Below are 13,569 nucleotides of genomic sequence, written 5' to 3' on the forward strand. Positions count from 1 at the left end.
CAGGCAGGAAAGGGATCAACAGAAATGATTCAGGAATTCAAGGCCTTCCTCATGAAGGGCAATGTGATGGACCTCGCCGTGGGGATCATCATCGGCGCGGCCTTCACCGCCATCGTCAACAGCCTTGTCGGCGATCTCATCAATCCGATCATCGGCTTGATCCTTGGCGGGATCAACTTCTCGGACATGTTCCTTGACCTCAGCGGCACCAACCCGGCCTCGCTGGCGGCGGCCAAGGAAACGGGCGCGGCGGTCTTTGCCTATGGCGCCTTCATCACTGCCGTGATCAACTTTGTCATCATCGGCTGGGTGGTGTTCATGCTGGTGAAGGCGATGAACAAGCTGATGCCGAAAAAGCCCGAGGCCCCGGCGGCGCCGGCTGGCCCGTCGGAGGTGGACCTGTTGAAGGACATTCTGGCGGCGCTGAAGAAATAAGCCGCGACGCAGGCTTGGAAGGCCCCCGCTTGCCGGGGGCCTTTTGCATTTCCGGCGATGAAAAAAGGGCCGCCCCGGCTGGGAACCGCCCTTCCGGGGAAGGGGGAGGAGCCCTTCCTCAGATCTTCAGTGCCTCGGCCGCCGCAATGGTCGGCAGACCAAGGGCCACGCCGACGGCGGCGTAAGTCAGCTTGCCGGCATGGACGTTGAGGCCATTGAGCAGGTGCTTGTCCTCGGCGCAGGCCTGTTTCCAGCCCTTGTTGGCCAAGGCCAGCATGAAGGGCATGGTGGCGTTTCCGAGGGCAAGGGTCGAGGTGCGGGCGACCGCACCCGGCATGTTGGCCACGCAGTAGTGCATGATGCCGTCGACCTCATAGATCGGGTCCTGATGGGTAGTCGCGCGGCTGGTTTCAAAGCAGCCGCCCTGGTCGATCGCCACGTCCACCAGCGCCGCACCGGGCTTCAGCTCCTTGAGCTGGGCCTTCGACAGCAGCTTCGGCGCGGCCGCGCCGGGGATCAGCACCGCGCCGATGATCATGTCGGCTTGCCGCGCCAGCTCGATGGTGGTGGCAGCGTCGGAATAGGCGCATTTGAACTGGCCGCCGAACACGTCATCGAGATAGCGCAGGCGGTTCACCGACCGGTCCAGCACCGTGACATCCGCGCCCATCCCGGCGCTGATCTTGGCCGCATGGGTGCCGACAACGCCGCCGCCGATCACCAGCACCTTGGCCGGCAGCACGCCCGGCACACCGCCCATCAGCACGCCGCGCCCGCCATTGGCCTTTTGCAGCGTCCAGGCACCGACCTGCGGCGCCAGACGGCCCGCAACTTCGGACATCGGCGCCAGAAGCGGCAAGCCGCCCCGGTCATCGGTCACGGTTTCATAGGCGATGCAGGTCGCACCCGAGGCCAGCAAATCCTTGGTCTGTTCCGGATCGGGGGCAAGGTGCAGGTAGGTGAACAGGATCTGGCCTTCGCGCAGCATCTTGCGCTCCACCGCCTGCGGCTCCTTGACCTTCACGATCATGTCGGCGCTGGCGAAAATCTCCTTCGCAGTGCCGATGATCTTCGCGCCCGCCGCCACATAGTCGGCATCCGAGAACCCTGCGCCCGAGCCGGCATGGGTTTCCACCAGCACCTCATGGCCAGCATTCACCGCCTCGCGCGCCGCGTTCGGCGTCATGCCGACGCGGAATTCCTGCGGCTTGATTTCCTTGGGGCATCCGATTTTCATGGTTTTCTCCCTGATGGGCGGTCCTCTCTGGGCCGCCCCTGTGGGGCAAGCTTGCGCCTGAATCGTTGCAAGTGTTTTGAAACTTTTCTGGCGTCAGGGCGCAAGCGTGATAGATTTCCTCCAAATCCACAGCTTCAGCGAAAGATTCCACCATGAGCCTTGTTCTTGACGCAACCGATCGGCGCATTCTATCGGTGTTGCAAAAGGATGGTCGGATCACCAACGCCGAATTGTCGGAGCGGGTGAACCTGTCGCCCTCGGCCTGCCACCGCCGGGTGCAGCAACTGGAGGAGGCCGGGTTCATCGACAAGTATGTGGCGCTGCTGAACACCCGCAAGATGGGCAAACCCACCACGGTCTTTGTCGAGATCACCTTGCAGAGCCAGGCCGAAGACCTGCTCGATGCCTTTGAGCGCGAGGTCGCCCGTGTGCCCGACATTCTGGAGTGCCACCTGATGGCGGGGACGGCGGATTACCTCATCAAGATCATGGCCGAGGACACCGAGGATTTCGCCCGCATTCACCGACAGCACCTTTCCCGCCTGCCCGGTGTTCGGCAGATGCAATCCTCCTTCGCGCTGCGTACCGTCGTGCAGACCACGGCGCTTGCAGTCTGATTATCAACTCCGGCAAGCAGGTAATTGCGCCATTCCGCCGCTTGCGCGCGCCGTCTTTCGTTGAAAGAACAGAGGCATGAGACAGATGGGGGCAGGCATGCTGCGAAAACTGGTGGCCGAAGCATTGGGCACTGCCGGTCTGATGGCGGCGGTCACCGGCAGCACGCTCATGGGCGAGCGTCTGGCGGCGGGTGCTGCGACTGGTTTGCTGGTGTCGTCGCTGGTGACAGGGGGCGCGCTGGTCGTGCTGCTGACGCTTTTGATCCCGGTTTCGGGCGGTCATCTGAACCCTGCCGTCACGCTGATGGCCGGCCTGCGACGCGAGATCGCAGTGCCGGCGGCCCTTGCCTATGGCGCAGCGCAGGTGCTGGGGGCGGTGGCGGGCGTCGCAACCGCCCATCTGATGTTCGACCTGCCCGCCTTCACCCTCTCGACGCTGCCGCGCGATCTGCCCTCGCTCTGGCTGTCCGAGGCCATCGCGACCGCCGGGCTGATCTTCGTCATCCTTGGCGGAAGCGCCGCGCGCGGCCCGGTGCCGGCGCTGGTGGGTGCCTATATCGCGGCTGCGTTCTGGTTCACGGCCTCCACCGGCTTTGCCAACCCGGCAATGACCATTGCGCGCACTCTGACCGACAGTGCCGCCGGCCTGCGCCCACAGGACCTGCCGGCCTATCTGCTGGCGCAGGTCGCCGGGGCGCTGGCGGGCTATGCCTTGGGCCACTGGCTGTTCGGCAAAGAAAAACCCCCGGGCCTTGCGGACGGGGGTTGATCTGACCTTGGGCCTTTCGGCGGAACCGAGTGGCCCCAGTGTCGCGGAAACGTCTTAGAGACCGCCTTCGCGTTGAGCCTTCTTCCGCGCGAGTTTGCGCGAACGGCGAACGGCTTCGGCTTGCTCACGGGCTTTCTTGACGGACGGCTTCTCGAAATGCTGCTTGAGCTTCATTTCGCGGAACACGCCTTCGCGCTGGAGCTTTTTCTTGAGGGCCCGGAGGGCTTGCTCGACGTTATTGTCGCGGACGCTGACCTGCATGTGGTTGTCACCACCTTCCTAAGTTAGAGTTGCACAAGATGTGCAGGCCGGGCGCGCATAGCAAAACCCGGGGCGCTTGTCTACACAGGGCGGGAACGGAGGCCGGAATGGAGCGTGAAAACAGCATGGAGCGGGCAAAAGCACAGGTTTTGCAGGCCGCCGTGCCGCATGTCGCGTTCGACGGCTGGTCCGACATCAGCCTTGAGGCCGCCATCACCGATTCGGGCGTGACCCCGGCGCTGGCCCACGCGCTCTATCCGCGCGGCGGTGTCGATCTGGCGGTGGCGTATCACCGGAAGGGCGACGCAGCGATGGTCGAGGCTTTGGCCGCGCGTGATCTGACCGCCCTGCGCTTTCGCGACAAGGTGGCGTTGGCGATCCGCTTGCGGCTTGAGGGCTCCGACAAGGAACTCGTCCGCCGCGGCTCGGCGCTTTTTGCCTTGCCACAACATGCGATCGAAGGCGCGGGGCTGATATGGGCCACGGCGGATGCGATGTTGACGGCGCTTGGCGACGCTTCGCGCGATCTGAACTGGTATTCCAAACGCACCAGCCTCTCGGCGGTCTATGGCGCGACGGTGCTTTACTGGCTCGGCGATACCTCGGACGGTCACGAGGCGACCTGGGCCTTCCTTGACCGACGCATCGAAAACGTGATGCAATTCGAAAAGGTGAAGGCCGGGATGCAGAAAAATCAGGGACTTCAGGCGCTTCTGAAGGGGCCGCTGAAGGTTCTGGAAAGGATTTCCGCACCAAAAGGGGCGGCGGACTTGCCCGGCAAGATGAAAGGCTGAACGATCCATGACGATTTCCGATTCGATGCTGGCCATGGCCATTCACCAGCCGGGCGGCCCGGACGTGTTGCAGCCGGTCTCGGTGCCGGTGCCGATGCCGGCGCATGGCCAGATCATCGTTCGCCTTGCCTATGCCGGGGTGAACCGACCCGACGCGCTGCAGCGCGCAGGGTCTTATGCCCCACCCCCCAGCGCCTCGCCTCTGCCGGGGCTTGAGGGGTCGGGAACGGTGGTGGCCACGGGGCCGGGGGTGACGCGCTGGCAGATCGGCGACAAGGTCTGTGCCCTGCTGCCCGGCGGCGGCTATGCCGAATATGCCGCCTGCCACGAACACCACGCCCTGCCGATCCCCGCCGGGATGAGCCTGCGCGACGCCGCGGGCCTGCCAGAGACCTGCTTCACGGTCTGGTCCAATGTGGTGATGCGCGGGCAACTCAAGGCGGGCGAGCGGTTTTTGGTGCATGGCGGCTCCTCCGGCATCGGCACGACAGCGATCCAGATCGCCCGCGCCATGGGGGCGCGGGTCTTTGCCACGGCCGGGACCGACAAGAAATGCCGGGCCTGCGAGGAGTTGGGCGCAGAGCGCTGTTTCAACTACCGGGACGAGGATTTTCTGGCCGAGGCGAAGAAACTTGGTGGCTTCGACCTGATCCTCGACATGGTCGGCGGCAGCTATCTGCCGAAGAACATCAAGGCCTTGGCCGATGACGGCCGGCTGGTGCAGATCGCCTTCCTGCAAGGGCCCAAGGTCGAAGTGAACTTCGCCGAGGTGATGACCCGGCGGCTGACCATCACCGGCTCCACCCTGCGCCCGCAATCCGACCAGGCCAAGGCCCGCATCGCCACGCAGGTCGAGGCGCATGTCTGGCCGCTGATCGCCAAAGGCGCCTTCAAGGTGGTCGTGGACAGCGAATATCCGCTGGATCAGGCGCCGGCCGCGCATTGGCGGCTGGAAAGCTCGGGCCACGTCGGCAAGATCCTTCTCAAGGTCGAAGGGATCTGACGGGGTTGCGGCCTTGGCGCAGCCAAAGCCGCAACAAGCCCAAAACTCGCCCGCGCGGGCAAGGCCCGCTTGGCTCCAGGAGCCTCCGGCGGGGATACTTGGACCACATTGAAGGCCTTCAACGTGGGTGAAATATCCTCGGGGGGTGAGGCGCTTCTGCGCCGAGGGGGGCAGACAGCCCCCCTATGCTTGCCCGAAGCGCTGCCAGATCAGTCGCCGAGCTTGGCGTGGACCTCGTCGAGGTCAATCTCGCCAATCGGCATCTTGTTGCCCGGATTGTCGAAATCATATTTGAACAGCTGGAAATCGCGCTTGTAGATTTCCCAGACCAGATGGCGCGACAGGTCGTCGAAATAGTCCTCGACCGGATGCGCCCGTTTCGGCCCGTGGCCCTCGCTTTCGTTGAACTTCGGGATCGCCTTCAGGTCAACCTTGTGCCGGGTCTTGATCTTCTTCAGCACCGCGCCCATGCCTTCATCGAATTTCTCGGTGAAGAAGATCTGATCATAGCGCCCGCCGTTGACGATGAAGGTCGAGACATGGCCCGACATCGCCGACCAGTGGATGTCCGGCTCCATCGGCTTTTTCCAGCGGATGGTGTCGCGGGCGAACAGGAGGAAACGGCGGAACGAGGCGATCTGGTCGAACTCCTGCTTGCCGTCGTCGCCCCCCACCTCGATGCCGTATTTCTGGATCAGGAGCGGGACGAGATTGCCGCGATAGCGTTTGCCGTTCCGTTGAATGCCGCAGATCTTGTCGAAGAAGGAGGACAGGATGCGGGTATAGGGGTTGCGGACGCAGGTGAAGGCCTGAACCTTGTGTCCCTTGACCGCCTTTTCGATCTTCGGCTGGCTCGCCTCCATCGCCCATTTGTGCAGGCCGGCGCTGGCGTCATGAATGTCGCCCTCAAAGAATTCGCCATGGTCCGAGTAATACATGATCTGGCCAATGGTCGAGCAAGCGCATTTCGGCACCACGCGATAGACCACGCTTTCGCTTTCCGTCATCCAGGTTCCGGGAAAACCCAACGCGCAAACCTCCTTTTGCTGTCCGGAGTGTCCCGGCGGCTGCAACAGGGCACAAAAAAGCAAAGAAACGCTGTTATTTCAACGGTCATTGAATTTATTTAGGAAACAACGACAGATCCGTGCGCTAAATGCTTATGAAATGGCCAGAATCGCCTACATCCTTCTTTGTCACAAGGATCCCGAAGGGATCATCGCCCAGGCGCGTCGCCTGACGGCGGCAGGGGATTTTGTCTCGATCCATTTCGACGGACGGGCGAAGCAGGCCGATTTCGACAGGATCCGCGAAAGCCTGTCGACGAACCCGTCGGTAACGTTCACGACCCGCCGCGCCAAATGCGGTTGGGGCGAGTGGAGCCTTGTCGAGGCGACGCTTCTTGCCGTGGAAGCCGCGGTCGAGGCCTTTCCGCGCGCCACGCATTTCTACATGCTTTCGGGCGACTGCATGCCGATCAAGACGGCGGAGTTCGCCCATGCCTTCCTTGACCGCGAGGAGGTCGATTACATCGAAAGCTTCGATTTCTTCAACTCGGACTGGATCAAGACCGGGATCAAGGATGAACGGCTGATCTACCGGCACTGGTTCAATGAGCGCACGCACAAGACGCTGTTTTACGCGTCGATGACCTGGCAGAAGAAACTTGGGCTGCAACGCAAGGTGCCGGCCGACATCCAGATGCAGATCGGCAGCCAGTGGTGGTGTCTGCGTCGCCGCACGGTGGAGTGGATTCTGGAATTCGTGCGTCGCCGCAAGGATGTGATGCGGTTCTTCCGCACCACCTGGATCCCCGACGAGACGTTCTTTCAAACCCTTGTGCGCCATCTGGTGCCCGAGCATGAGATCCGCACCCGGACGCTGACCTTCCTGATGTTCACCGATTACGGCATACCGGTGACCTTCTATAACGACCATTACGACCTGCTTCTGAGCCAGGATTATCTTTTCGCCCGCAAGATCAGCCCGGATGCCAAGGATCTGAAGGACCGGTTGGGCAAGCTTTATGTCGCCCGAAATGTCCGCTTCTCGATCTCGAACGAGGGGCGGAGCCTGTACAAGTTCCTTGCCGGGCGGGGCCGGATTGGCCGTCGCTTCGCGCCGCGGTTCTGGGAAAACGAGGGGTCCTTGGGGCGCGAGCGCACCTTGATGATGGTGACGTGCAAGAAATGGCACGTCGCCAAGCGCATGGTCGAGCGGGTGCGCAAGGTGACGAACCTGCCGGCGCTGGATTATCTGTTCAACGAAGGCTCCACGCCTTTGCCCGATCTGGGCGGCATCCAGTCGAATCTCGAAAAGCGCACGCGGCACCGGCGGGCCTTGGTGCGGATGCTGTTTGACTACTGGCAGACCGACAAGCTGATCTTCTGCATCGACCCGGCCAACGTCGATCTGATGCAGGATTTCTACAACGACAAGGCCAAGGTCCGGCTTCTGGAGATCGAATGCGATTTCACTGATGACTATCTCATCGGCCATGCCACCCGGGTCGGGCTGGCGGGCGAACAGACGCCACAGGAAACCATCGACCGGCTGTTGCCCACCATCCGCTATGACGTGAAGTTCGAAAGCGACCGCATTCGCGATGCCGGCTTCCCGAATTTCCACCGCATCCGGCAAAGCGGCAGTGTCGACGAAAACACCGTGGCTTTGGCGGATTTCCTTGATATCCCGGTCGAGAAGGCGCGCGAGATTGCCGCCACCGAATACCTTTATGTGGACTGACGCCATGGCCTATTCCTACGACCCGCAGAACATCTTTGCCCGCATCCTGCGCGGCGAGATTCCGAACAAGACGGTGCTGGAGACAGCGCATACGCTCGCCTTCCATGACATCCGCCCGCATGCCCCGGTGCATGTGCTGGTGATCCCGAAGGGGGCCTATGTGTCCTTCGACCATTTCGCCGCCGAGGCCAGCGCCGAGGAGATCGTCGATTTCCATCGCGCCTGCGCCAAGGTCTGCGAGCTGGTGGGGGTGGCGCCGGGCGACGGCTTCCGCGCCATCACCAATACCGGCGCGCACGGGATGCAGGAGGTGCCGCATTACCACCTGCACATTCTGGGCGGGCGAACCATGGGGCCGCTGGTGATCCGCTAGGCCCCGGCGAACCCGCAGGTTCCGGGTCGTCTCCGAGGGGTGTTTGCGCCAATCATCGGGCAAACACCGGAGGCCAGCATGATCCGTTTTACGCCTATCCCGACCGAAATCGTCCGCGCCTATCAGGCGGGCGGGCCAGACGCCAACGGGCAGGCGCCTGAACGCCATGTCTCGCAGGGCGGCGGCAATCCCTGCCGGCACTGCCTGCGGATGGTTCCCGAAGGCGCGGGGCTGCTGGTTCTTGCCCACCGGCCCTTTCCCGCGCCGCAGCCCTATGCCGAACTGGGGCCGATCTTCCTGTGCGCCGCGCCTTGCGAGCCGGGCGGCGGCACGGATCTGCCCGCGATTCTCGCCAGCCCAGAGTATATCGTCCGCGGCTATGGTGCGGATGACCGGATCGTCTACGGCACTGGCGCGGTGACGCCGACCGGCCAGATCACCGCCCGCGCCGCCGACCTGTTCACCGATGCGCGGGTCGCCTATGTGCATGTGCGCTCGGCCCGCAACAATTGCTTCCAGTGCCGGATCGACAAGGCCTGAAAGTGCCGGGACCATGGCCGCAAAAGGTGTGCGCCCGTGGTCTCGCCCCGTCGCCCGCTGTCAATGCGCCTCGGCCCAGTTGCGGCCCGTGCCGGCCTCGACGGTCAGCGGCACTTTCAGGTCGACGGCGGGCAAGTTGGCGCCCTCCATGGTCGCCTTGGCAGCCGCAATCAGCGCCGGCTCGGCTCCGGCCTCGACTTCGAACAAGAGTTCGTCATGCACCTGCAACAGCATCCGCGCCGGCAGGTCCGCGATGGCGGCAGGCATGCGGATCATCGCCCGGCGGATCACGTCGGCCGCCGTGCCCTGAATCGGCGCGTTGATCGCCGCCCGCTTGGCGAAACCCGCGCCCGGCCCCTTGGCGTTGATTTCGGGCGTATGGATCTTGCGGCCGAACAGCGTCTGCACAAAGCCGTTCGCCTGCGCAAATTTCACCGTCTCGGCCATGTATTCCTTGATGCCGGGGAAGCGTTCGAAATAGCGGTCGATGAAGCCCTGCGCCTCGGCACGCGGGATGCGCAGGTTGCGCGCCAGACCAAAGCCGGAAATCCCGTAGATCACGCCGAAGTTGATCGCCTTGGCCTTGCGGCGAATGTCGCTGGTCATCTGGTCCAGCGGCACGTTGAACATCTCGCTCGCCGTCATGGCGTGAATGTCGATGCCGTCCCTGAACGCCTGTTGCAGCGCCGGAATGTCGGCGACATGGGCCAGAATCCGCAGTTCGATCTGGGAATAGTCGAGCGACACCAGAACCTTGCCCTTGGGCGCCACAAAGGCTTCGCGGATGCGGCGGCCTTCCTCGGTCCGCACCGGGATGTTCTGCAGGTTCGGATCGGTCGAGGCCAGCCGCCCGGTGTTCGCCCCGGCAATCGAATAGCTGGTGTGGACGCGGCCGGTTTCCGGGTTGATCGCCTCTTGAAGCGCGTCGGTATAGGTCGATTTCAGCTTGGAGATCTGCCGCCAGTCCAGCACCTTGGCGGCCAGCCGCGCCGCTTTCGGCTGGCTGTCCTCGAGGGTGGTGATGTCTTCCAGAATGTCGGCCCCGGTGGCATAGGCCCCGGTCTTGCCCTTCTCGCCGCCCGGCACGCCCATACGGTCGAACAGCACCTCGCCCAGCTGCTTGGGGCTGCCGACGTTGAACTTCTCGCCGGCAATCTCCTGAATCTCATCCTCGTATTGCGCCAGTTTCTGGGCAAAGGCGTTGGACATCCGCGACAGCACCGCCTTGTCCACCTCGATCCCGGCCATCTCCATCTCGGCCAGCACCGGCACCAGTGGGCGCTCCAGCGTCTCATAGACTGTCGTCACCTGCGCCCGGTGAAGCTGCGGCTTGAACAACTCCCACAGCCGCAGCGTGACATCGGCATCCTCGGCGGCGTATTTCACCGCGTCGTCAATCGCCACCCGGTCAAAGGTGATCTGCGATTTGCCCGAGCCCAGCAGCGATTTGATCGGGATCGGCGGATGGCCCAGATACTGCTCTGACAGCGCATCCATCCCATGCCCGTTCAGGCCTGCATGCATGGCGTAAGACATCAGCATCGTGTCATCGAAAGGCGAAATCCGCACCCCGTGGCGGGCAAAGATCTTCCAGTCATATTTCATGTTCTGGCCGATCTTCAGAACCGAAGGATCTTCCAGCACCGGTTTCAAGGCTGCCAAGGCTGCCTCCAGCTCGATCTGGCTTTCGACCAGCGCGGTCGAACCGAACAGATCGCCCCCGCCCTGCTTGTGGCCCAAGGGGATATAGGCCGCCTTTCCAGCGTCGACGCAGAGCGAAATGCCCACCAGCTCGGCCCGCATTTCATCAAGCGAGGTGGTTTCGGTGTCCACCGCCACATGACCAACGGCGTCGATCCGGGCAATCCAGCGCTCCAGCGCCGCCATGTCGCGGATGCATTCGTAAGCGCCATGGTCGAAGGGCAGTTGAACGGCCACGGGCGCGGCCTCATGCGCGCCTTGCACATGCATGCCCTTGGCCTCTTCCAGCGTCGGGGCCTCGATCTTCAGCCGTTCCGCCACCCGCTTGGTCAGGGTGCGGAATTCCATTTCGTTCAGGAACCCCATTACCACCTCCGGCTCGGGGTCTTTCAGCTCCAGCGTGTCCAGCGCCACCTCAAGCGGCATGTTGGCCTCAAGTTGCACCAGCCGGCGCGAGATGCGGATCTGTTCGGCGTTCTCGACCAAAGCCTCGCGCCGCTTGGGCTGCTTGATCTCGCCAGCCCGCGCCAGCAGCGTGTCGAGATCGCCATATTCCTGAATGAGAAGGGCGGCGGTTTTCAACCCGATCCCCGGCGCGCCCGGCACGTTGTCCACCGAATCTCCCGCCAGGGATTGCACATCCACCACCCGGTTGGGGGCAACGCCGAATTTCTCGAACACTTCGTCCAGCCCGATCCGCTTGTTCTTCATCGGGTCCAGCATGTCGACGCCGTCGCCAACCAACTGCATCAGGTCCTTGTCCGACGAGATGATCGTCACCGTCCCTCCGGCCTCGGTCGCCCGGCGGGAAAGCGTGGCGATGATGTCGTCGGCCTCATAGCCCTCGACTTCGATGCAGGGCACGTTGAAGGCGCGCGTGGCCGCCCGGGTAAAGGCGAACTGCGGGCGCAGATCCTCGGGCAATTCCGGGCGATTGGCCTTGTAGGCAGGGTAGATTTCATTGCGAAAAGTCTTGGACCCGGCATCGAAGATCACCGCGATATGGGTTGGTGCCTCCTTGCGGGCATGGGTCAACTCGCCCCAGAGAAGGTTGCAGAACCCCGCCACCGCCCCCACCGGCAGGCCATCCGACTTGCGCGTGAGCGGCGGCAGCGCATGATAGGCGCGGAAGATGAAGGCCGAGCCGTCGATCAGATGCAGGTGATTGCCCTTGCCGAATGCCATGCCGTTCCCCCACTTCTGACCCGTTCGCAGCAGGTGTTTCATGACACGATCCGCGCGCGCCTGCTACCCTGACCAAAAGACCGGGAGGCGGGATGATCCTGTTTCCGCGGGCAACGGACGGCCTGCTCTGCGCGATATCCTGGAAGGCCCGGCAGGGCCCGCCCGATCGCGGCCAGCCGCCGTGGAAAGGCTCAGTGATCGTCGTGGGCGTGGGCGCGGTCGATCTCGAACCGCTTGTCGCAGTAGCCGCATTCGACAAAGCCGGTATCCGCCGGGATGCTCAGCCAGACGCGGGGATGGCCCAAGGCACCCTCGCCGCCATCACAGGCCACTTTCCAGCTGGTGACAATCTGGGTTTCCGGGGCTTTCAGCGACATGACAAGACCTTCATTTCCGTTTGCCCCAGTCTAACCGGTCTGCCCAGCGGGGGACAAGCCACCCAAGGGCGTTCGTGCTGGCAAAAATGTCTCAGGCCGGGGTCCGGCAGCATCAAGGCGCTGGTCGCAGGGGTCACGCCCCGATCAGCGCCGCCCGCGCCTTCAGCGCCTGCAACCAGGCCAGCCCATGCACGGTGGCGCGTGCCGGGCGGTATTCGCCGGCGATCCAGCCGTCATAGCCCATGGCATCGACTTCGGTGCAAAGCCCGGTCAGGTCAAACCCGCCGCCGCCCGGTTCGTTGCGCGCCGGGAAGCCTGCGATCTGGATATGGCCGACGCGTGCCTTGTGCCGATCCCAGACCGCCTGGGCCTGACCTTCGATCCGTGCGGCGTGCCAGAGGTCGAACTGGATCTGCACCTGCGGCAAGCCCAGATCGTCCAGAATGCGCGCTGCCTGATCAAAATCGTTCAGGAAATAGCCCGGCATGTCATCGGGGTTGATCGGCTCGATCACCAACCGCTGGTCGGGCGCCTGCGCAGCCGCCCAGCCCAGATTCTCGACAAAGACCTGTTCGGCCTCGACGCCCTTGGCCACGCCCGCCATGACGTGCAGCCGGTCCACCCCCAGCCGCGCCGCAAGATCGGCCCCACGCAGGAAGCTGTCGCGAAACCGCAACTCCTCGCCCGGCACTGCGGCAAAGCCGCGATCGCCGGCCAGCCAGTCGCCCGGCGGCGTGTTGATCAGGGCCAGCGGCAACCCGGCAAGGGCGGCCAGCCAATCGCTGGAGGAATGGTCGTAGGGAAACAGCACCTCCACCCCGTCAAAGCCCGCCTGTGCGGCCAGACCTGGCCGGTCCAGCATCGGCACCTCGGTAAAGAGCATGGTCAGATTGGCGGCAAAACGGGGCATTCAGGCAAGGTCCTGAGAAGGGATCACCGGAAAGAATCGGCCCATGGACCAGAGGCCAAACCAGCCCGTGCCGTCAACCGTTTCATGGCTTCCAAGCTCGATCAGCCGGTAGAACGACTTGCGGTCGATGCGCGCCCAAAGCCCGCGGCGGACGTGGACATAGGGCGACGGTTCGCCGGTTTCCGGGTCGCGCTCGACCCTGATGGCATTCTCCGGCCCGGCGGCGACGCTGTCTTCGGTCTTGGTGACAAAGGTCAGGATCTGGTCGGCCCCGGTGCCTTCCGCGTCGAAATCCACGGCGTGCAGCGGGGCGTCCTCGACCACGATGCCGACCTTTTCCACGGGGGTAACAAGGAAATATTTGCCATCTTCCAGCTTCAGGATGCCGGAAAACAGTTTCACCATCGGCGCCCGCCCGATCGGCGTGCCCAGATAGAACCAGGTCCCGTCCCGTGCGATCCGCATGTCGATGTCGCCGCAGAACTCGGGGTTCCACAGGTGAACCGGCGGCGGCCCCTTTTTCGAGGCCCCGGTGACAGCAGACATCAGCCCATCCGCCGAAGGTTTCACGATCTTTTGTGCATCGTCGGCTTTTGCCATTTGTGCCGGGCCCCAAGTTTCG

Annotated in this window: 15 protein-coding genes; 8 read left to right on the top strand and 7 right to left on the bottom strand. The window is 63.5% G+C overall.

The genetic code is table 11. The features are described 5' to 3' along the window. Window positions 1-24: 24 nt before the first annotated feature. Complete coding sequence (mscL, locus tag G4Z14_RS05650) at window positions 25-435, top strand: large conductance mechanosensitive channel protein MscL (RefSeq protein WP_164623812.1); 411 nt, start codon at window positions 25-27, stop codon at window positions 433-435. 118 nt (window positions 436-553) lie between these two features. Here the strand turns inward: mscL and ald are convergent, their stop codons facing one another. Then, window positions 554-1,672, bottom strand: coding sequence for an alanine dehydrogenase (gene ald, locus G4Z14_RS05655; RefSeq protein WP_164623813.1), 1,119 nt, complete (start codon window positions 1,670-1,672; stop codon window positions 554-556). A 152-nt stretch (window positions 1,673-1,824) separates the two neighbouring features. On the opposite strand from ald, the gene G4Z14_RS05660 reads away from it, so the two are divergent. Together G4Z14_RS05660 and G4Z14_RS05665 are read left to right on the top strand one after the other, a co-directional pair. Next, window positions 1,825-2,289 carry an Lrp/AsnC family transcriptional regulator gene (locus G4Z14_RS05660; protein WP_164623814.1) on the top strand — a complete coding sequence of 155 codons (465 nt, stop codon included), beginning with the start codon at window positions 1,825-1,827 and terminating at the stop codon, window positions 2,287-2,289. A 97-nt stretch (window positions 2,290-2,386) separates the two neighbouring features. Continuing rightward, the gene (locus tag G4Z14_RS05665) at window positions 2,387-3,058 is read left to right on the top strand and encodes an aquaporin (protein ID WP_227751548.1); all 672 of its coding nucleotides are present in this window, start codon (window positions 2,387-2,389) and stop codon (window positions 3,056-3,058) included. 54 nt (window positions 3,059-3,112) lie between these two features. On the opposite strand, the gene rpsU is transcribed toward G4Z14_RS05665, so the two are convergent. Continuing rightward, the gene (gene rpsU / locus G4Z14_RS05670) at window positions 3,113-3,319 is read right to left on the bottom strand and encodes a 30S ribosomal protein S21 (RefSeq protein WP_164623815.1); all 207 of its coding nucleotides are present in this window, start codon (window positions 3,317-3,319) and stop codon (window positions 3,113-3,115) included. A gap of 107 nt (window positions 3,320-3,426) precedes the next feature. On the opposite strand from rpsU, the gene G4Z14_RS05675 reads away from it, so the two are divergent. Together G4Z14_RS05675 and G4Z14_RS05680 are read left to right on the top strand one after the other, a co-directional pair. Beyond that, entirely contained in the window at window positions 3,427-4,113 is a 687-nt protein-coding gene (locus tag G4Z14_RS05675) for a COQ9 family protein (protein WP_164623816.1), read from the top strand. A 7-nt stretch (window positions 4,114-4,120) separates the two neighbouring features. After that, on the top strand, window positions 4,121-5,116 hold the full coding sequence (locus G4Z14_RS05680; RefSeq protein ID WP_227751549.1) for an NAD(P)H-quinone oxidoreductase: 996 nt from the start codon (window positions 4,121-4,123) through the stop codon (window positions 5,114-5,116). 209 nt (window positions 5,117-5,325) lie between these two features. On the opposite strand, the gene G4Z14_RS05685 is transcribed toward G4Z14_RS05680, so the two are convergent. After that, window positions 5,326-6,144: a sulfotransferase family protein gene (locus G4Z14_RS05685; protein ID WP_164623817.1), complete on the bottom strand. Its 819-nt coding sequence runs from the start codon at window positions 6,142-6,144 to the stop codon at window positions 5,326-5,328. A 139-nt stretch (window positions 6,145-6,283) separates the two neighbouring features. Here G4Z14_RS05685 and G4Z14_RS05690 point away from each other — a divergent pair, with 139 nt between their 5' ends. The 3 genes from G4Z14_RS05690 to G4Z14_RS05700 all read left to right on the top strand — a co-directional run bounded on the left by G4Z14_RS05690 (window position 6,284) and on the right by G4Z14_RS05700 (window position 8,774). Further along, window positions 6,284-7,861 (top strand): DUF5928 domain-containing protein, encoded by a 1,578-nt coding sequence (locus tag G4Z14_RS05690; protein WP_164623818.1) that lies wholly within the window; start codon window positions 6,284-6,286, stop codon window positions 7,859-7,861. 4 nt (window positions 7,862-7,865) lie between these two features. After that, window positions 7,866-8,234, top strand: coding sequence for an HIT domain-containing protein (locus tag G4Z14_RS05695; RefSeq protein WP_164623819.1), 369 nt, complete (start codon window positions 7,866-7,868; stop codon window positions 8,232-8,234). A gap of 78 nt (window positions 8,235-8,312) precedes the next feature. Beyond that, a complete protein-coding gene (locus G4Z14_RS05700; protein ID WP_164623820.1) occupies window positions 8,313-8,774 on the top strand; it encodes a DUF1203 domain-containing protein in 462 nt (153 codons plus the stop codon). A 60-nt stretch (window positions 8,775-8,834) separates the two neighbouring features. Here the strand turns inward: G4Z14_RS05700 and polA are convergent, their stop codons facing one another. The 4 genes from polA to G4Z14_RS05720 all read right to left on the bottom strand — a co-directional run bounded on the left by polA (window position 8,835) and on the right by G4Z14_RS05720 (window position 13,547). Next, the gene (gene polA, locus G4Z14_RS05705) at window positions 8,835-11,660 is read right to left on the bottom strand and encodes a DNA polymerase I (protein ID WP_164623821.1); all 2,826 of its coding nucleotides are present in this window, start codon (window positions 11,658-11,660) and stop codon (window positions 8,835-8,837) included. Between the two features lie 191 nt (window positions 11,661-11,851). After that, on the bottom strand, window positions 11,852-12,037 hold the full coding sequence (locus tag G4Z14_RS05710) for a zinc-finger domain-containing protein (protein WP_164623822.1): 186 nt from the start codon (window positions 12,035-12,037) through the stop codon (window positions 11,852-11,854). A gap of 133 nt (window positions 12,038-12,170) precedes the next feature. After that, window positions 12,171-12,947, bottom strand: a complete 777-nt coding sequence (locus G4Z14_RS05715) for a hydroxypyruvate isomerase family protein (protein ID WP_164623823.1) — start codon at window positions 12,945-12,947, stop codon at window positions 12,171-12,173. Beyond that, window positions 12,948-13,547, bottom strand: coding sequence for a DUF1285 domain-containing protein (locus G4Z14_RS05720; protein ID WP_164623824.1), 600 nt, complete (start codon window positions 13,545-13,547; stop codon window positions 12,948-12,950). Between the last annotated feature and the right edge of the window lie 22 nt (window positions 13,548-13,569).

Origin of the sequence: Tabrizicola oligotrophica, assembly GCF_011008935.1 — a bacterium.
Taxonomy (GTDB): domain Bacteria; phylum Pseudomonadota; class Alphaproteobacteria; order Rhodobacterales; family Rhodobacteraceae; genus Tabrizicola_A; species Tabrizicola_A oligotrophica.